The sequence below is a fragment of the Nostoc sp. genome (genome assembly GCF_036917315.1).
In the GTDB taxonomy this organism is placed as follows: domain Bacteria; phylum Cyanobacteriota; class Cyanobacteriia; order Cyanobacteriales; family Nostocaceae; genus Nostoc.
In genome coordinates this window covers 63,344-81,103 of the sequence record NZ_JBALDR010000066.1, presented here as the reverse complement: position 1 = coordinate 81,103, position 17,760 = coordinate 63,344, and the positions used below count along the sequence as shown (strand labels likewise).

Here is a 17,760-nt window from a genome sequence, read left to right as displayed (position 1 = left end):
TAAAATTTCCTCAGTATCTACCGGACAGCGCTGTTCCGGGTTAGGATGATGACTAGCAATGCTTTGATTTAGCTATCGATATTGAATTGTTGAAATTTTATGGACCATAGTCCACAAGATGGCAGTATCAACCTCCTCTGAGCTGTGGTGAGGAAGTCTCCCAGCGCGGGGGAGACTTAGGAGATATATATCATGCTCACAGAAGATATTCGTGATTTGCTGACTGATACTACCGATTTAAACCAGTTGAAATGGGATTTAAATCGCTTACAACCTGTGGATGTGGGAGAATACATTACACAATTGCCCGAACAACAACGGGCGATCGCATTCCGTTTACTCAACAAAGCTCAGGCAATTGATGTATTTGAATATCTCCCGACAGAGGTGCAGGAAGAACTAATTAATTCTCTTCATGATGTTCAGGTAGTGCAACTTGTAGAAGAGATGAGTCCCGACGAACGGGCAGAATTATTTGATGAACTACCTGCTGGAGTAATCAAACGGCTGTTGCAGGAACTCAGTCCAGAACAAAGACAAGCAACAGCAACAATTCTCGGCTATCCAGAAGGCACTGCTGGGCGGGTGATGACAACCGAATATGTCCGGTTGCGGCAAGGATTGACTGTCGGTGAAGCCCTGAGCAAAATCCGCCGTCAGGACGAAGACAAAGAATCGATTTACTACGCCTACGTCACAGACGACAACCGGACTCTGGTGAGAGTAGTTTCACTGCGCCAGTTGCTGTTTACCTTTCCCGATGTTTTCATTAAAGATATTGCTAGCGATCGCGTCATTAAGGTAACAACTGAAACCCCTCAAGAAGAAGTGGCGCGAATTATGCAGCGCTACGACTTAATCGCTATCCCCGTCGTCGATCGGGAAGACCGATTGGTAGGCATTGTCACCATTGATGATGTCATGGATATTTTGGAAGAAGAAGCCACAGAAGATATCCAAAAACTGGGGGGTGTGAGTGGTGATGAAGCAGCTTTATCCTCTCCCCTGTTAACCATCCGTAACCGCTTGCCTTGGCTGTTGGGGATCATGGCCCTGTATATTGGTGCAGCCAGTGCGATCGCGCCTTTTCAATCTGTAATCGCCGCAGTGCCAGTTCTAGCAGTCATCATGCCGATTTTTTCTAACACTGGTGGTACTGTCGGTATTCAATCATTAACGGTAACAATTCGCGGCTTGGGAGTGGGAGAGGTAACACCCAAAGATACCTTAAAAATTCTTCGCAAGGAACTTCTAGCTGGTTTAGGTACAGCTCTCGCTTTAGCCACAACGATGATCCTGCTTTCCTTGATTTGGGCGAGACCTCAAGAGCGATGGGTGGCTTTAATTGCCGGCATGGTAATGGCAACTAATACAATTGTGGCTGTTACACTCGGCACTTTACTACCAATGGCTTTGAAACGACTGAAGCTCGATCCTGCCTTGGTTAGTGGGCCATTAGTGACTACAATGCTAGATACAATCGGCTTTTTAACGTTCCTCAGCTTAATTTCTCTAGCTTTAAACGTTTTCCATTTACCAGCATGAAGGGATTGGGCATTGGGCAGAAGAGGCAGAGGGGCAAAGGGGCAGAGGAGCAGAGGGGAAAGACTTACTGCTACTTCTCCTCGGTCACTGAGCGTAGCCGAAGTGCTGCTCCCCTGCTCCCCTGCTCCCCTGCTCCCCTTGTCCCCACTCCCCAAATTCTATGCCTACTACTACCTGGAATCGTCATCACATTCTTTCCCTAGCTGACTTTACTACCACTGAATACGATACAGTTTTGCAAACTGCTGCCAGTTTTCAAGAAGTGCTATCACGGCGGACAAAGAAAGTGCCAACTTTGCAGGGACAGGTGGTGGCGAATTTATTTTTTGAATCGTCTACGCGCACCCGCAGCAGTTTTGAACTAGCAGCGAAACGTTTAAGTGCGGATACGCTGAACTTCGCCGCCGCCACATCTTCTATGACTAAAGGAGAAACAATTCTCGACACGGCGAAAACCTATTTGGCGATGGGAACTGATATTATGGTAGTCCGCCATCGAGAAGCAGGAGTACCAAATGCGATCGCGGCTGAAATGGATCGTCTAGGTGTACGAGTTAGCGTCCTGAATGCTGGTGATGGTCAACATGAACATCCTTCCCAAGCACTGCTAGATTTATTTACCATAACTACTCTAATTGACCCAGATCATCCGCGACTGGAACTTTTAAAGGGGAAAAAGATTGCCATTGTTGGGGATATTCTCCATTCTCGCGTGGCGCGATCGAATATTTGGAGTTTAATTGCTAGTGGTGCCGAAGTGCATCTGGCAGCACCGCCAACCCTTTTACCTAAATTCTTTGCCGAGTTTATCTCGGAGGAAGTAGAAGGCAGAAATTATTCCCCCAATCCCCAACTTTTTCTACACTGGCAGCTAGAACCAGCTTTACAAAATGCCGATTTCGTCATGACATTGCGCCTGCAAAAAGAACGGATGACGGCTCATTTGCTGCCAAGTTTGCGAGAATATCATCAGCTGTTTGGGATTACACGCACAAAACTGGAACTTTGTAAATCTAACGTCAAAGTTTTGCATCCAGGCCCAGTCAACCGTGGTGTTGAAATTAGTTCTGAATTGATGGATGACCCAGAATTTAGTCTCATTCAATCACAAGTTACCAGCGGTGTTGCTGTTCGGATGGCACTGTTGTACCTATTAGGTAGCGGCAAGGCTTAATATAATTTCAGTTTGAAATTTACTCCCATCGGACTAACTGACGGAAGAATACCTAGTCTCATAGAAAATATATGTTCCTCCGATCGCATGAGGACAGAATTCTGTAATCTTGGCACACTGGTATCGTAGAAGATCAGAGAACATCAGAATTTCATGACTTCTAGAAGTGTCCGAGGTAAATTATGAAACGAATTTTTTTGACGGCAGCAGCCTTACTCAGCACGCTATCTTTAGCTGCTCCCATTCCCGTCAAAGCAGAAAATTCCGCCCCTGTCCGCCGCTTGTTAGAAACTAGAGAATGTTCGGGATGCAATCTAGTAGGAGTTAACCTTAAAGGCGCTCATCTAATCGGTGTTGACTTGAGAAATGCAAATTTAAAAGGAGCTAATCTCGAAGGTGCTAACTTAGAAGGTGCAGATTTAACTGGAGCTAATTTAAAGTCTGCTAATCTCACAGAAGCATTTGTTAGCGATACGATGTTAAATAATGCCAATCTTACCAACGTGAATTTGAGTAATTCCCGTTTATATAACAGTGACGTAGATGGCGCTGTTTTAGCTGGTATTGATTTAAGCGGTGCTGATGTATTTAATACTGCCATTAGCATTGGTGGTGAATACTAATGCTCGGTCATGATTTCCAAGTGATGAGTTAAGAGTTAAACTCTTAACTCTACAGTTCCTAAGTTTTATTCGCCGGTAATCGATAATTCATTAACCCAGATTTTCGGGCAAACTCCCCCTGGCGTTAACTCTGCTTCTTTTTCTACATAAATAATTGACTTTAAAAGTTCCAAGAAATCGCCAGCAACAGTTGCTGACTCAATACTCGTCCTTACTCCCTTATTAACTAGCCAACCATCAAACGGCAAAGAAAAGGAACCTTGCAAGGATTTAACTCCAGCATGGAGAGCTTGTAAATCATCGATAAAAATCACATTTTCAGCAGTTTCTAAGCTCAACTCTTGCTCAGGAGTTGCTGTTGAAAATACGTGATAAAAATTTGGACTAACGCTGACTTTTGCACCAATACTAGCATTACCCGTTGGCTGGGCATTTAACCTTTTAGCAGTGCCTGCACTGTGGAGAAAGCTTGTTAAAACGCCATTTTCAATCAGCGAAATCTGACGAGTGGGAGTTCCTTCGCCATCAAAAGTTTCGGCACCTACGTTAGCTGGGTGAAGTGCATCATCAACAACTGAAAGCAGAGGAGAAGCTATTTGCTTACCTAAATCATCAGGAGTAGATAGACTTTGATTGTCTAAAATACTTTGGGCATTGAACAAGTTAGAAAAAGCACCCAACAGACTTAAGAAAGCTTCCGCAGAGAAAACAACTCGATATTTACCAGTTTTGATTTTTTCATAATTCAAGTGACTGATAGTTTTATCGGCGGTTTCTTTGATGCAACCATTAATATCTAGATTATCTAAATTTTGGTTGATTCTATAAGCGCCTGCACTGCGAGGTTTTTTCCCTTCTTCCTCAGTTTTGCTGTAAAGATAAACTGATGCCAAAGAGTGAGATTCAGTTCTTACTGCACCGTCGCTATTGAGATAAAATCTGTCAATATCTCTTTGAGACAAACCATTATAAGGTACACCTTTAATTGCTGGGTGAGCTGCCAGTAATTCTTTTTCAGCTACCAACAATTTTTCTATAAGTTCAGCAACAGGTGCTTGGGATGTTTTAGCCTGAGGTTTACTTGAAATCGGAGTAGTAGCCTCTGGACTAAAATCAGGAACATTCTCTTTAACACCAAAGAAACTGGCTTCATAAGCAGTTTTCAAAGCTAATTCCAGTCCCTTGGGGTCTACATCTGTGGTGCTGGTGACACCCATCGTATTCTCTTCATTCCAGACACGAACAATAACACCAGAGCGATTTGAAGCTTTAACTTGTTTCGGCTCACCTTGGTCTACTTGCACGTTAGTGTCATCTACTGTTGAGCCATAAATGTCGAATTTCTTAATGCCAAGCTTATCAGCATTATCCTTGGCAGAATTTGCAATTTCATTTATATTCGGCATAGTCAATTTTTAGATTTTGGATTTTCTTGCTCCCTACTTCAGCCTGGGAGTGTAATAATAGAAGGCTTCTGCCTCCTAGATAAAATAGCCACCAGGAAGGCGTTTCCAGGTAGAACCTGGAAGTTGATAAAGTTATCTTCCCCCGACGGTAATAGAATCAACCTTGATGTGGGGTTGTCCTACCGTGGTGTAAATACTGCCACTGACGGAACCACAAAAACCCGGTGCAATTTCCAAATCTTGGGAACACATGGAAATTTTATTCATAATTTCCTTGGCTTCACCGATGAGAATTGCTCCCTTTAGCGGTTTGGTGATTTTGCCATTTTCAATTAAATAAGCTTCATCAACACTAAAGTTAAATTGGCCTGTAGCACCAACGCTACCACCACCCATCTTTTTACAGTAAATACCTTTATCAACAGAGGCAAATAATTCATCATTGCTGTATTCGCCAGAATCAATATAAGTATTACGCATCCGGCTAGCAGCGGCATAAGTATAATTTTGGCGGCGTCCACTTCCAGTTCTGGGATGTCCGGTGCGTGAGGAACCTGTTCTATCTGCTAAGAAGTTTTTCAGAACACCTTTTTCAATTAAGAGGGTTCTTTGAGCCGGCATACCTTCGTCATCCATGTCAATTGTCCCGAAGGCATTTTCAGAGCGCCCTTCATCCCAGGCTGTCAAACTGTCGTGGGCAATTTTTTCGCCTTTTTTGTCAGCAAAGGGTGTGGTATTACGTTCAATTTGAGTGGTTTCTAGTAGGTGTCCGCAAGCTTCGTGGAAGATTACGCCGCCAAAGTGATTGGCCATAATGATGGGATAAGTACCCGATTCCACGTAATCTGCGTAGAGCATTTTTCCAGCCGATTCTGCTATTTTCTCGGCGGCTTGTTGAGAATCCCAAGTTCTCAAGAAGTTGGCATCGCTAGTATTACCTGCGCGATCGCCAATTGAGGTACGATTAGCACCATCAGCACACAACAGGTTAAATCCTACTGACTGCGTGAGGCGAATATCACGGGCAAAAGTACCGTCACTAGCGGCGATTAAAACTTCTTGCCAATCCCGGAAATAGGTAGCACGGCGCGATTGGATGTGGCTAGCTTTTTGCTTCAGGTGGGCTGTACCATCCAGGAGAATTTCTCCCATTTCTCGGATGGAGCTACACACTGGTAGCCATGCATCTTTACCTCTTTTGGTGGCGTAATCTCTAAGTAATTCTAGGTTAATTTCTGGGATGAAAGCCTTAGCAGTGGGTAGTTGCAATCCCAAGATAGAAAGACCTTTTTCTAAGGCTGCTTTCAAACCGGAAAACGAAAGGTCATTGGTGCTAACGTAACAATCAGCTTTACCACGAAATACTCTGACTCCCGCGCCTGTAGACAGACTGGGTGAAATACTGGTGATAGCGTCATCTTCTGCAAGAGAACTAATATAGTTGCGACGCTCTAAAAATAATTCGATGAAGTCAGCACCAGCGGCGCGCCCTAGTCCCAGAAGGGTAGCCAGTGGGGCTTCCCAGGTTTCATCGAAACGCTCTGGTGTGGAGGAATATTGGAGAGTGGGAAGTTGATTCGAGAGAAGTAGCGTACTTGTAAGCATGAGTAGCCTCGTCTGCTGGCGTAGTTCAGAGATTTGACTGAAAAATCCTGGTGTGTTCAGTCTAACAAATGAGCAAAAGCCACAGTTGCTAGAAAAGCGTGTGGATTTCCCTCCCCTTTTACAACGTCTTGGCAAATCCGCCCACAGACTAGAAATTTGGAGCTATTTGACGAAGAATTCAGAAGTCAGAATACAAAAGCGGAGCAAGGAAAGCTGCGCTTTTGGTTTAAGTGTAAAATATAATACATTTATGTTTATGTACTTATCTGGCACTCTTCTCAACGAAAGAATTCATACTTTTCTTCTCAGGTTTATTTACGATTTGCCATTTTCAGTGGAATTCTGAGTGTTTCTTGCTCTTTGAAAGTCTGACCTAAATTGGAAGTCTGCTCTGTTGATACTAGATTCTTAAACAAGAGCTTTAGCGTTCGAGTAATAGTTTTAAGAATTTTCATTTTGCTAGCAGTTGGCTTTTGATCGTATCTCAAAACCATTGGAATTTCTACGATTTTTGGTTTGAGAGCTTTGGCTTTCAACAGTAAATCTATCATGCAAGCAAATCCACTTTCAGTGAATAGATTGTCCCCATAATACATATCCAGTTTAGTGAGGAAAGTACGGTTATACAATCTGTAACCACAAGTGTAGTCTTTTACGCCTGGTACACGGGCGGCAATTCTGAAAAGCCAGCTGGCTCCGTAACTCATCAACTCTCTAAATTTTGATAAGCCTATGACTTTAGAACCTTTGCGATATCTAGACGCGATCGCAATATCATAGCTACCAGCTATCATAGTGTCATACATTTTTATTAATAGCTCTGGTGGTTGAGTATTATCACAATCCATCGCAGCTAAAAAATCACCTTCTTTTGAAATTTCCAAGAAAGTTGTGAAACCTGTTTTAATTGCTTGACCTAAACCAGCATTTTTGGGATGCTGGACTAATTTTAGTAATATACCTAGTGATTGAGATTCATCTATTGCAGTCTGAGCAGTTCGATCGCTACTGCCATCATCGACAAGAATCAGTTCTATCTCTATATTAAAGATTTGCTGCAATGTTTGAAACTTTTTGAACAAGGGTCGAATTGATTCTTGCTCGTTATATGCAGGTAAAAGAACAAAAAGACTCATAAAGACCTCGTGTGATTTTTAAAATAAAGTGTGATTACTCAAGTTTCAAGAATTCAGTAATGCTGATTTTTTGAGAAATTCATCGACTTGTCGAACTACTGCGTTGTTGTTGACGCTATCATTGACCAACTGTGAGGTATTGACGACGAAAAAATTATCGTTTTCAGTACTCACTTTTGGAACAAGACTAGAATAATTTAAAACTTGTAGTGGCTGTACTTTAATCGCTCGATTAATATGTGCTGCTACAATGTCATCGGCTTTAAGTTCGGGGAACATTAAACGTATACCTTGGAAAAATATTGGGCGTAATTCGTCATCTGGTTGTTTTAACAACGGGTCAGTGGAAAGGATATATTTTGGTAGAAATGTAATGTGATACCCTGCCGTCTCTTGTAAAGAAACTAAGTTACTCATACCGATAACTCCGGTAAAAGGAATATTTTTATCGGCAATGTTTACTACGTAATAAGGAACTAGAGGCTTACGAGTAATCAGTACCATGCAGATTACACCCAGGTATTCTACTGTTTTAGTAGTGTCTGAAACTTTCACCAGTTCCCTCGCAGCAACCTGTTGCAAGATATTAACTGGCCCAGTAAAGATGACTTTATCAAAATGCTCTTTTTGACCCTGAGATTCTACCCACATTCCGCCCCCTGGATGAGGTGCGATATATTCAACCGCAACACCTTTGTGGATATGACCTCCAGCCGCGTAAATTAATTTTTCTATATGGTCAAAAACAGTTTTATAACCGCCGGAGACATAACCAAGTTGTTCTTTATTTAATGAAGAATCGCGCGCTGAAAATAGTCGTTTGATATAAGCCCAGATAAAAACTGCTGATATTCGCTTATAGTTTTCTCCTAGTTTGGATAAAAGTAAAGGTTTCCAAAGCTTTTCGTATGTGTTTTTACCACCGAGTTTCAAGAGCCAATCTTCAACTAAAATCTTCTCTAAGCGCCGCCAGTTATTCAGGCGCGAACCATATAGAAGAGTAAAAGCTAATCTGATTTTACCTATAAGTCCAAATAGAGGAAAACGCAGGAATTCTATACTGTTACTAATAGAATAAAACTTTTTATTGTCATAAAAGCCTGTTAGACTTCGATGCCAACGCAGTTTATCTCCAAGACCAATATCTCTGAGAAAATTTATTAAGTGAGTATCAGAAGGAAGGATAACGTGATAAAAGCGATCCCAAGTGAATAATCCGTAATCATGATAGGTAGTAAGTCCACCAAGCTGCTTATTACTATCAAAGACAGTGACTTTATGCCCTTGATGTGAAAGACGTTGAGCTAATACTAGCCCAGTGATGCCTCCGCCAACTATGCTTATATTCATAAAGTAAATTTAGATTTTGTGAAAATGTTTTAGAGGATGATCTTCGGAAACTGTTAATATTAATAATCTGATAATAAAAGATTAATGTCCAACTAAAATAACGCCAGTTATAATAACGGAAATTCCTAACCACTGGCTAAAAACAACTTCTTCTTTTAAAAGATAGTGAGAAGCAATTGGTACAAATGCATACATTAATCCTAAAACTGGAAACGCTTGACTTAAAGGAATTGTCCGCAATACATAAAGCCACAATATAGTCATAAATGTATAGCAGATAAACCAAATCAAAAAATAACGAGATAATAAGAGATTTTTGAGAGATCCGCTTTCTCCTTTATTAGAGTTAGAAATGTAAAATCCATACTTGAGTGAGAGTTGGGCTGTTGTTCCAAACAAAACAACAAGCATTAAATTGAGCCAAATAAAAATACTCATTTTTAATTTTTCAAGTAATTAATTATCTAAACTTGAGCTTTTTTATGGGGTTAACTACTAAAAGAACACCCAAGAAGATAGTGATGACTCCTACTATTCGAGTTAGCGTAATCACCTCATTAAAAAAGTAGTATGAGCCGAAAAGTATCCCAACATAATTTAAACTCGTCAGTGGATAAGCAATACTTAATTTTACCGAGCGCAGAGCCAATATCCAATTTACTATTCCTAAACAGTAGACAGTAATAGCTAATGATAATTTTTGAAGAAAATCCCAAGTAAATACTCCCTCATTTGTATAAAGCATGGCATTTTTCATCAACAATTGTCCGCAGATACTAAGTAAAATACTTACAAATAAAATAATATAAGGGATTATTTTAAAGTTTGAAATTTGCGACATAGATTTCATAGTACTTTGCCTTAATCAAGATAGTAGGTATGAACCGAGCAGTAAAAAGCCAGTCGTTTTGAACGTTTCATATCTCGGCAACACCTTCTCTACAATTCGATCTCTACTTCAGTAAATAGACAACAAAATTAGGAAGGCTATGCTGAAGCGACTGATATCAAAATCAGCGTTGAAGCTCATGCCCTAGAGTTCAAAACTAAATACTATGTAATATTCCAGGTTGCTCTCTCATGGCAGCATTCGATATAATTCGGACTAAAGCACGCTTAATTTTTTACTGGGTTATACTCTCAAGCAAACCAGTTTATTGCTTGGCAATTGGCACAATCAATTTAGAGTTTGCCCAACTGTGAATTACAGATATTTTCTGTGCTACCCAGTTTTGCTCTAACGCTATTTTTAGCGCGATCGCGATAATCTAATAGTAGATGCAGACATAGAGAAGGTTGAGAACTTTGTCACAAATTCTCTCTACATACACAAAGTTTGCAGTGTGCGTAGGTGTAGCCAGTTGTAGACATCACTGATGCTGAACTCTGATTCCACACACATATTTAACAGATGCACCTAAACCAAAATGGATTGCTAGAATTTTTGATTAACCCATTTATTAACTTTCATCAGTTGTATCCTGCTGTAGAAATCTTTTAAAGATACTATCGATCTTCTCAAGCTATAAAACCTAGCTGGATTGATAAATATTCTCTATTTGCTTGCTCCAGGAAAGTTGATTAATGTGCTGAACATATCATAAAATTTCTCCCGACTCACAGACATATCTGTAATCTCGGCTGGCAATTAAGCCGATTTATAAAAGTAAAGGTTTTTACTCAAATTGAGTATGTATACGTGCTCTTTTTGGGTATGGTAACGCAATAAGTAATACAAGTCTGACTGGCGGCGTAAATCATAGAGAGGAGATAAATCAATCTACAGTAATACGCTTTACAGGTTTATGGGGAATTTTGCTGAATGTCCAAATGGAGCCTTTTTAACAAAACAACTAATGCAAACTAGCGTCGGCTAATCAACTTTAAGTTGACGTTGGTTGCATTCAATTTGAGATATTTCTACACCATTTAGTATTAGGTTTGCTTGATTTATCCTCGTAATTTTAAATAGGCTTTTTTCTCCCAATTTATTGCTACATACAATTACTTACTAGAATACCACGATAAAGGTATGTTGCAAATTTATCGTTGTACTTTATCAAAAATTTATCTATTTACAAATACACTTAAACAAAATCTTCATAAAATAAAATTCCTCCTCCATTATGAATTTTTGTCTGGAAAATTTGTACATTTATGAAGTAATTTCTGGGTATTAAACTTGTAGAGTAAAGAGTTAGTATTAGACTAGATAAATGCAAAGCTAAGAGTTGAGCAAAGGAAAATTGAAGCTCGAAGAACAGTACTGGCACTGATAAGAGCGCACAAGATTACACCAAATTACAGCCAGAATTTTAGATGACAATCGAGAGTTTGAATTGTTTTCTATCTATCCACAAAAATCTTCATCTAAATTCACATATCTCAGACAGAGCTATTAGTCCGCCAATTTTCCTTGGCTGGGTAGAGGTTTTTCTATTGTTTGGACTGATTATGCTCACAAAAATCTGTTGCTAATCATGATTAACAATCCCAACTGAATCTGCCAAGATGCTAGTACTAGATTTAAAATCAAGCTAATAGCTGCAAAGTAGGCAATTTCATTAGTACTGTTTTTGAACAAGTAGCCAGTAGCCAAAACAGTATATAGTGGTATCAACAAAAACAAGCCTAAGTTTCCTTGGCTGGATAGAGGTTTCTCTAGGTTGTTTTCCTATTGTTTAGACTTATTATCCTGCAAAAGTCTGTTGGTAATGACGAAGACAATGATTAATAATCCAAACTGAATCTGCCAAGGTGCTAATACTAAACTTAATATCAAGCTAATCGCTGCGAATACACCTGCAAGATATGCTATTTCATCAGTACTCTTTTTGAACAAGTAGCCTGTAGCTAAAGCAGTACATAGTGGTATCAAGAAAAACAAAGGCATTTTACTAACCTCTAAACTAAAGGTTGTAGTGTTTTTAGAACAAATTTTTTGACAGTGTGGTTAATCTTACATCCAATAAGGTTTTGGCTACAACAGTCGAGCGAAATAAATATTATGGAAAATCAAAATTATGCGACGTTGTATTTTATGCCAATTGGAATAATTATTGCGATAGATGAAGCGCCAAAAAGCTTGACAAATATTTTTTCTGTGGTCGATGGTGTGCGTAGCAAACTTTAAAAGTGGGTATGGGACGCTACACGAAATTGCGTAGTGTTTAGAAACAGACAATTCCTGTGGGTGATGCTTTGTCGTTCTTCTCAATCAGCCAAGCTGCCCTGTGCTAGACAAATTCTGATTCATCTACGCGGATTGAAAGGGTTATAAAACTTGCGTAGGTGGGTTTTGTCTATTTCGCCAATTGCACTCTTGCGAGCAATCATCTGGTAAATTAGCTTAAAACTTTGGCCTTGCGCCAGGATAAGGATCTAGCATATTACCTTTAGAAGTAGCATTTTCATTTTAGACACCTAATGCTGAACATTCCTCAAATACTGGCAACTGAAATAAACCTCAAATCCCATCAGGTGCAAAACGCGCTGGAACTTTTGGCGGAGGGTGCAACAATTCCCTTTATTGCACGTTATCGCAAAGAGCGCACCGATGAAATGAATGAAGTGCAACTACGCGAACTGGCCGATCGATATACTTATTTAACAGAACTGGAAGAACGAAAATCGGCGATTTTAAGTGCGATCGCTCAACAAGGTAAACTTACAGATGAACTCAAAGCCAAAATCTCATCTTGCTTACAAAAAACCGAACTTGAGGATTTATATCTACCCTATCGCCCAAAGCGCCGCACCCGCGCCACCATCGCCAGAGAAAAAGGACTCGAACCACTAGCAGACTTCATCAAGTCACTAAATGTCAAAAATGCTGTAATTGCATCCTTGGAAGAAGCAGCGGCTAAGTATATTTCAGAAACGCAGGGAGTAAAAACAGCAGAAGAAGCGCTCAAGGGTGCTGCTGATATTTTGGCGGAAGAAGTCGCTGAAAAAGCTGAGTTACGCGCGTATATCCGCGATTATCTTTTAGAGGAAGGGGTATTTGTCTCCCGCATCAAAGATGATTATCCTGAAGGTACAACCAAATTTGAAATGTACCGTAACTATCAAATTAAGGTAAAAAACATTGCACCACACAATATGCTGGCGTTGTGCCGGGGTGAAACCGAAAAAATATTAAGCTTTGAAATTGCTTTTGATGAGGATGCGGTACTTTACTATCTTGAGTCGAAAGAAATTAAAACCAAAGTACGGACAATTCGGGATTTTTATCAATCAATGTTAAAGGATGCATTCAATCGTTTGATGAAAGTCTCTCTAATGGGAGAGGTAATTTCCAATAAAAAAGTTTATGCAGACATAGAATCAATCAAGACATTTGAAACTAATCTGCGGGAGTTGCTGCTGTCTGCACCAGCGGGGATGAAACCAACCCTGGCGATAGATCCTGGTTTTAGAACTGGGTGTAAGGTTGCTGTCCTCGACCAAACTGGACAATTTTTGGAATATCAGGCAGTATTTCCCCATCAAGCGGCTGAACAGCGACTCAAAGCTGCACAAACTGTCAAAAATCTGATTGAAAAGTACAAAATTGAGTTAATCGCCATCGGTAACGGTACAGCGTCCCGCGAGACAGAGGAATTTGTCACGCAAGTATTGCAAAATATAGAACGCAAACCAGTTAAGGTGATGGTGAATGAGTCTGGCGCATCCATATATTCTGCAAGTACTGTAGCGCTAGAAGAGTTTCCCGATTTAGATATTACCGTGCGCGGTGCCATCAGCATCGGTCGCCGTTTGCAAGACCCTTTGGCAGAACTAGTGAAAATCGATCCTAAATCCATTGGTGTGGGACAATATCAGCACGATGTCGATCAGAAGTTGTTGAAAAAGAAATTGGATGATACCGTAGAAAGCTGCGTGAATTACGTCGGCGTAGACTTAAACACCGCATCCAAAGAACTTCTAACTTCCGTTTCTGGGATTACGGCAACAGTTGCCAATAATATTGTTGCCTATCGCAACCAGAATGGAGCCTTTAAAAACCGCCGACAACTTTTGAAAGTTCCAAAGCTGGGGCCGAAAGCCTTTGAACAAGCAGCAGGTTTTCTGCGAATTCGTGGCGGTGATAACCCATTGGATAATACAGCAGTGCATCCAGAGAGTTATTCTGTAGTAGAAGCGATCGCATCCGATCTAAATGTGCCATTAAATCAGGTAACACAAATTGCCGAAAAACTCAAAAAGACCAACCTGAAGAAATACGTTACTGATAGCGTTGGCGAACCCACACTCCGCGACATTCTCAGCGAATTAGAAAAACCAGGTAGAGATCCTCGTGCTGAGTTTAAGTATGCCACCTTCAGAGAAGGAATTAAGGAAATCAGGGACTTAAAGGTGGGAATGGAACTAGAGGGAATCGTGACGAACGTCGCAAACTTTGGTGCTTTCGTTGATATCGGCGTACATCAAGATGGCTTGGTGCATATATCCCAACTTGCTGATAGATTTGTAGACGATCCCAACAAAATTGTCAAAGTTGGACAAGTAGTGAAAGTTCAGGTGTTAGAAATCAACGAGAAACTAAAGCGGATTAGTTTGTCGATGAAAGCAGTTAAACAATAATTAGAAACATCAGATGGCAGTTTATCAAGTTCGATTCATCAATCCTACACTTGGATTAGATCGCACCATTCCAGTGCCAGACGATCAATATATTCTCGATATGGCGGAAGATGCTGGTATCCGCCTACCATCTGGGTGCAAACAAGGCGAATGTTCTGCCTGTATTGCTAAACTTATTAGCGGTGAAGTCGATCAAAGCGAGCAAAAATTTCTGCGTCCAAGTGAAATACAGGCTGGTTATGTTGTTACTTGTGTAACTTATCCTTTGTCTGATTGCACTTTAGAAACCCATCAAGAACAAGTCTTATATAAATCAGCCCTTTACTATAAGCCTGAGTCTGAAAAATCTGAGCGATCGCAATAGTAATTGGTTAAGAAGATTTGTAGGTTGGGTTAAAGGTAGTGAAACCCGACAAAATTGTGAAAATGTTGGATTTCGTTCCTCAAATGCCACGTGCTTCTCCTGTCGGAGACGCTGCGCGAACAAGTCGGAGAACCCGCCCAACGCAGTGGCTCCCCAACCTACCTCGGAGTACTTTTTTAAGTAAGACCTACGCAGTATTAAAAGCGCTATCTTTTTCTCAATGATCGGCCTAACGGTAGAACCAAATTCTATCTTGCAAGAGAGGTTAAAACCTAGCACATAGTTGAAGATGAGATAAGAAGTTACAAAAAATCTTTAGTGATTAGGTAAGAAAAATGTTAACACCATTATTAACCGCCCTAGCTACAGCTTTGAGCCTGTTGATTGTTGATTTAGTTGTTCCAGGGGTTAATATTGCTAATTTTCCCGCAGCTATAATTGCTGCTTTAGTAATTGGTCTAATTAACGGTTCAGTTAAACCAATTTTGTCTGCTCTTTCTCTACCACTTAACTTTCTATCATTTGGAGCATTTTCGCTCGTCGTCAACGGTTTGTGTTTCTGGTTAGCAGCAGTCCTAGTTCCTGGGTTCTCAGTTCGTGGAATTATTGGTTTCCTTCTTGGGCCAGTGATTCTAACTTTTGCTAACACCTTCATTAACAACTACTTTGTTGAAAGAAACCTGTTAACCAGCAGTGGCCAAAAAACCCAAGGTGAATTACCTTCTAGATAAGCATTATAAGGAGTAGAAAGACCAATTTTTCACGTCTCTACTCCAAATAAAAGAGCTGAAGGTGGATTTCCTAATTCGGTATCTTCAGCAGAATGTAATTAAAGAAACTCACAAAAATACGGCAAAATCATGAAATTAGTTCGTTTTCTTCTAGGTTTGTTAGTGCCTCCTTTAGGCGTTTTCCTGACTGTTGGAATTGGCCCAACTCTGTTTATTAACATCTTGCTCACAGTTCTAGGTTGGCTACCAGGTAGTATTCATGCAATTTGGGTTATTGCCAAGCATGACGAACAACTCAATAGAGAAGGAAATATTTACTAATACGCAATAGTAATTTAAGAAATGGGTAATTGTTGCACGACAATTACCCATTAACTATTTTTAATAATTGTGCAATGGTATAGCCCTCATCCCCCAACCCCTTCTCCCAATATTGGAAGAAGGGGAGTCAATTTCAAAATCCCTCTCCCAAGCTTGGGAGAGGGATTTTGATTCATGCAATAAGTCTAATAAAACTGTTGTTTCAACAAAAGAGGGTGGGAAATTCCCACCCTCTTTTTCTCAGTCAATTAAACGCTAAAGCAGCCTATTTGTGAATAGTCTCCCGTTCTTTTTTAGCAGGTTCTTTATCTTTGAATAAGTCAGCTGCCGTTAAAAGTAACTCTCTTAAGGTTTGTTTGATTTGCCGCTCTTTTCTGGCTAGAGATGTACCAGCTTCACCCAGTTTATCTTCTAACTGCGATCGCTTCTCTCCTACCTGTACAGCCATAGACTCTGCTTGAGGACGAGCCTTATCGTACCAGTGTTTAGCCTCGTCTAGATAATCTTGAACCTCCATATTACGTCCGCCGTAGCGTGCAGCCATATTAGCTCGGACAATCGCTAGCTGTGCTTGCAATTGCGCGTAACGTTTCTTTAGCAATCCGACTTCTTCACTATCTTTAATCGCATTGACAGCAGAATCAATGGCAGTTTTGGTACTCGCAGGTTTTTCCTTACCTGTCTCTTCAATCTCTGCCAAAATTACATCAACCTCTTGTTGGAGTTGTTCTTCTTCACCATCAAGTTGAGCTTGTAACCTTTTTATATCTGTTTGAGTTTGAGCAATGCTTTCGTGTCTTTTGCTATTAATCCCTTCCAGCGCTCCTTCAATGGAAGCTGTCACTTCATCTTTGAGTTCGCCACCTTTTTCTTGGAAGTTTTCAATTACAGCAGAAACTGCATCTTTCACAATGCCACGAACTTCACTAGAACCTTGTTTAAACTCAGAAGCTACTTGAGAAACTGCGGATTTTACTATTTCTCGAATCCTCTCGGTTCTTAATTGTCCAGTTTCTTTCGCTTGTTGCAAGTCGGCTTGAATTTGTTGCTTGATATTGTTAGGCATTTTCAACTCTTGGTATTTAACTAATTTGGATAAAATTTTCTAGAGATGTTCTTACATCAACATTATGGCGTAGCCTGATTAAGCTAGGCACTTCCTTTAGATAGAAAATTCCAATCCCAAAGAGGTGATGTGTAAGATGTTGCCCATTTATGAGATGATGAATATTTAGTGGTAGTAATTAGGAGTGAAATATGTGGCGAGTAAATATTACTTGTTCGGGTGATGCCTGGAAAATCTATGGTGTTGATTTTAAAGCGATCGCAGATAAATATCAAGGTGAGTTGATTGGTTCCAAAAAAATGCCAGATGGCACGCGTATCATGTCTTATAAAATTGAGGATGTTAGTGATGCAGAGTCTTTTCAAGAAGATTGTGCAAATTTTGCTGGATTTACAACTGACTTTGAATCTCTCTAGTATTAGTTCTGATACTTATGCCTACAACTAGTCTGTCCAAATCTGGAGAAGTTCATTGAAGAAATTACTTACATTAGTATTAGTAACGTTTTTGTTATTAATCAGTACTTTTACTTTGCCTGTTAGTGCAGCAGACACAGTTAACGGCGAACAAATATTTAGTGTTCATTGTGCTGGTTGTCATATCAACGGTAGCAACATCATCAGGCGTGGTAAAAATCTCAAAAAACCAGCCCTGAAAAAGTATGGGATGGATTCAATAGAGGCAGTTACATCTATAGTTACCAATGGTAAAAATAATATGTCAGCCTACAAAGAGCGTCTCTCTGAACAGCAAATTCAAGACGTTGCTGCTTACGTTCTCGAACAAGCTGAAAAAGACTGGCGTTAAAAAATTAAGAGTTGGGAGTGAGAAGTTAGGAATTAAAAATTATCAG

18 protein-coding genes are annotated in these 17,760 nt (G+C 40.2%); 10 read left to right on the top strand and 8 right to left on the bottom strand.

Annotated features, from left to right (window positions below; genetic code table 11):
• Positions 1-192: 192 nt before the first annotated feature.
• The 3 genes from mgtE to V7K84_RS31060 all read left to right on the top strand — a co-directional run bounded on the left by mgtE (position 193) and on the right by V7K84_RS31060 (position 3,342).
• Positions 193-1,545, top strand: a complete 1,353-nt coding sequence (mgtE, locus tag V7K84_RS31070; RefSeq protein WP_334843937.1) for a magnesium transporter — start codon at positions 193-195, stop codon at positions 1,543-1,545.
• 160 nt (positions 1,546-1,705) lie between these two features.
• Entirely contained in the window at positions 1,706-2,719 is a 1,014-nt protein-coding gene (locus V7K84_RS31065) for an aspartate carbamoyltransferase catalytic subunit (protein WP_334843936.1), read from the top strand.
• A 182-nt stretch (positions 2,720-2,901) separates the two neighbouring features.
• Complete coding sequence (locus V7K84_RS31060; protein ID WP_334843934.1) at positions 2,902-3,342, top strand: pentapeptide repeat-containing protein; 441 nt, start codon at positions 2,902-2,904, stop codon at positions 3,340-3,342.
• A 65-nt stretch (positions 3,343-3,407) separates the two neighbouring features.
• On the opposite strand, the gene V7K84_RS31055 is transcribed toward V7K84_RS31060, so the two are convergent.
• From V7K84_RS31055 to V7K84_RS31025, 7 genes are all read right to left on the bottom strand, one after another.
• Positions 3,408-4,748, bottom strand: a complete 1,341-nt coding sequence (locus V7K84_RS31055) for a TldD/PmbA family protein (RefSeq protein ID WP_334843933.1) — start codon at positions 4,746-4,748, stop codon at positions 3,408-3,410.
• Between the two features lie 132 nt (positions 4,749-4,880).
• Positions 4,881-6,353 (bottom strand): TldD/PmbA family protein, encoded by a 1,473-nt coding sequence (locus V7K84_RS31050; protein ID WP_334843931.1) that lies wholly within the window; start codon positions 6,351-6,353, stop codon positions 4,881-4,883.
• Between the two features lie 311 nt (positions 6,354-6,664).
• Positions 6,665-7,489, bottom strand: a complete 825-nt coding sequence (locus V7K84_RS31045) for a glycosyltransferase family 2 protein (RefSeq protein WP_334843930.1) — start codon at positions 7,487-7,489, stop codon at positions 6,665-6,667.
• A 45-nt stretch (positions 7,490-7,534) separates the two neighbouring features.
• Positions 7,535-8,839: an NAD(P)/FAD-dependent oxidoreductase gene (locus V7K84_RS31040; protein WP_334843929.1), complete on the bottom strand. Its 1,305-nt coding sequence runs from the start codon at positions 8,837-8,839 to the stop codon at positions 7,535-7,537.
• Positions 8,840-8,920: 81 nt separating this feature from the next.
• Entirely contained in the window at positions 8,921-9,277 is a 357-nt protein-coding gene (locus V7K84_RS31035; protein ID WP_334843927.1) for an EamA family transporter, read from the bottom strand.
• Between the two features lie 22 nt (positions 9,278-9,299).
• On the bottom strand, positions 9,300-9,689 hold the full coding sequence (locus tag V7K84_RS31030) for an EamA family transporter (protein ID WP_099102158.1): 390 nt from the start codon (positions 9,687-9,689) through the stop codon (positions 9,300-9,302).
• 1,824 nt (positions 9,690-11,513) lie between these two features.
• Complete coding sequence (locus tag V7K84_RS31025) at positions 11,514-11,732, bottom strand: hypothetical protein (protein WP_334843925.1); 219 nt, start codon at positions 11,730-11,732, stop codon at positions 11,514-11,516.
• A 114-nt stretch (positions 11,733-11,846) separates the two neighbouring features.
• On the opposite strand from V7K84_RS31025, the gene V7K84_RS31020 reads away from it, so the two are divergent.
• The 5 genes from V7K84_RS31020 (at position 11,847) to V7K84_RS31000 (ending at position 15,841) form a co-directional block, all read left to right on the top strand.
• The gene (locus tag V7K84_RS31020; RefSeq protein WP_334843923.1) at positions 11,847-11,972 is read left to right on the top strand and encodes a hypothetical protein; all 126 of its coding nucleotides are present in this window, start codon (positions 11,847-11,849) and stop codon (positions 11,970-11,972) included.
• A 293-nt stretch (positions 11,973-12,265) separates the two neighbouring features.
• Entirely contained in the window at positions 12,266-14,425 is a 2,160-nt protein-coding gene (locus V7K84_RS31015; RefSeq protein WP_334843921.1) for a Tex family protein, read from the top strand.
• Between the two features lie 13 nt (positions 14,426-14,438).
• Complete coding sequence (locus V7K84_RS31010) at positions 14,439-14,789, top strand: 2Fe-2S iron-sulfur cluster-binding protein (protein ID WP_334843918.1); 351 nt, start codon at positions 14,439-14,441, stop codon at positions 14,787-14,789.
• 335 nt (positions 14,790-15,124) lie between these two features.
• The gene (locus V7K84_RS31005) at positions 15,125-15,520 is read left to right on the top strand and encodes a phage holin family protein (RefSeq protein WP_334843917.1); all 396 of its coding nucleotides are present in this window, start codon (positions 15,125-15,127) and stop codon (positions 15,518-15,520) included.
• Between the two features lie 129 nt (positions 15,521-15,649).
• Positions 15,650-15,841, top strand: coding sequence for a YqaE/Pmp3 family membrane protein (locus V7K84_RS31000; RefSeq protein WP_100898558.1), 192 nt, complete (start codon positions 15,650-15,652; stop codon positions 15,839-15,841).
• Between the two features lie 265 nt (positions 15,842-16,106).
• On the opposite strand, the gene V7K84_RS30995 is transcribed toward V7K84_RS31000, so the two are convergent.
• Positions 16,107-16,907, bottom strand: coding sequence for a histidine kinase (locus tag V7K84_RS30995; protein WP_334843915.1), 801 nt, complete (start codon positions 16,905-16,907; stop codon positions 16,107-16,109).
• Between the two features lie 191 nt (positions 16,908-17,098).
• Here V7K84_RS30995 and V7K84_RS30990 point away from each other — a divergent pair, with 191 nt between their 5' ends.
• Entirely contained in the window at positions 17,099-17,323 is a 225-nt protein-coding gene (locus V7K84_RS30990; RefSeq protein WP_334843913.1) for a hypothetical protein, read from the top strand.
• A gap of 55 nt (positions 17,324-17,378) precedes the next feature.
• The gene (gene petJ, locus V7K84_RS30985; protein WP_334843911.1) at positions 17,379-17,714 is read left to right on the top strand and encodes a cytochrome c6 PetJ; all 336 of its coding nucleotides are present in this window, start codon (positions 17,379-17,381) and stop codon (positions 17,712-17,714) included.
• Positions 17,715-17,760: the final 46 nt, after the last annotated feature.

Excerpts from the sequence above, each read along its gene's own strand:
- mgtE (WP_334843937.1), top strand. The coding sequence starts at position 193 with ATGCTCACAGAAGATATTCGTGATTTGCTGACTGATACTACCGATTTA.
- V7K84_RS31065 (WP_334843936.1), top strand. The coding sequence starts at position 1,706 with ATGCCTACTACTACCTGGAATCGTCATCACATTCTTTCCCTAGCTGAC.
- V7K84_RS31060 (WP_334843934.1), top strand. The coding sequence starts at position 2,902 with ATGAAACGAATTTTTTTGACGGCAGCAGCCTTACTCAGCACGCTATCT.
- V7K84_RS31055 (WP_334843933.1), bottom strand. The coding sequence starts at position 4,748 with ATGCCGAATATAAATGAAATTGCAAATTCTGCCAAGGATAATGCTGAT.
- V7K84_RS31050 (WP_334843931.1), bottom strand. The coding sequence starts at position 6,353 with ATGCTTACAAGTACGCTACTTCTCTCGAATCAACTTCCCACTCTCCAA.
- V7K84_RS31045 (WP_334843930.1), bottom strand. The coding sequence starts at position 7,489 with ATGAGTCTTTTTGTTCTTTTACCTGCATATAACGAGCAAGAATCAATT.
- V7K84_RS31040 (WP_334843929.1), bottom strand. The coding sequence starts at position 8,839 with ATGAATATAAGCATAGTTGGCGGAGGCATCACTGGGCTAGTATTAGCT.
- V7K84_RS31035 (WP_334843927.1), bottom strand. The coding sequence starts at position 9,277 with ATGAGTATTTTTATTTGGCTCAATTTAATGCTTGTTGTTTTGTTTGGA.
- V7K84_RS31030 (WP_099102158.1), bottom strand. The coding sequence starts at position 9,689 with ATGAAATCTATGTCGCAAATTTCAAACTTTAAAATAATCCCTTATATT.
- V7K84_RS31025 (WP_334843925.1), bottom strand. The coding sequence starts at position 11,732 with ATGCCTTTGTTTTTCTTGATACCACTATGTACTGCTTTAGCTACAGGC.
- V7K84_RS31020 (WP_334843923.1), top strand. The coding sequence starts at position 11,847 with ATGGAAAATCAAAATTATGCGACGTTGTATTTTATGCCAATTGGAATA.
- V7K84_RS31015 (WP_334843921.1), top strand. The coding sequence starts at position 12,266 with ATGCTGAACATTCCTCAAATACTGGCAACTGAAATAAACCTCAAATCC.
- V7K84_RS31010 (WP_334843918.1), top strand. The coding sequence starts at position 14,439 with ATGGCAGTTTATCAAGTTCGATTCATCAATCCTACACTTGGATTAGAT.
- V7K84_RS31005 (WP_334843917.1), top strand. The coding sequence starts at position 15,125 with ATGTTAACACCATTATTAACCGCCCTAGCTACAGCTTTGAGCCTGTTG.
- V7K84_RS31000 (WP_100898558.1), top strand. The coding sequence starts at position 15,650 with ATGAAATTAGTTCGTTTTCTTCTAGGTTTGTTAGTGCCTCCTTTAGGC.
- V7K84_RS30995 (WP_334843915.1), bottom strand. The coding sequence starts at position 16,907 with ATGCCTAACAATATCAAGCAACAAATTCAAGCCGACTTGCAACAAGCG.
- V7K84_RS30990 (WP_334843913.1), top strand. The coding sequence starts at position 17,099 with ATGTGGCGAGTAAATATTACTTGTTCGGGTGATGCCTGGAAAATCTAT.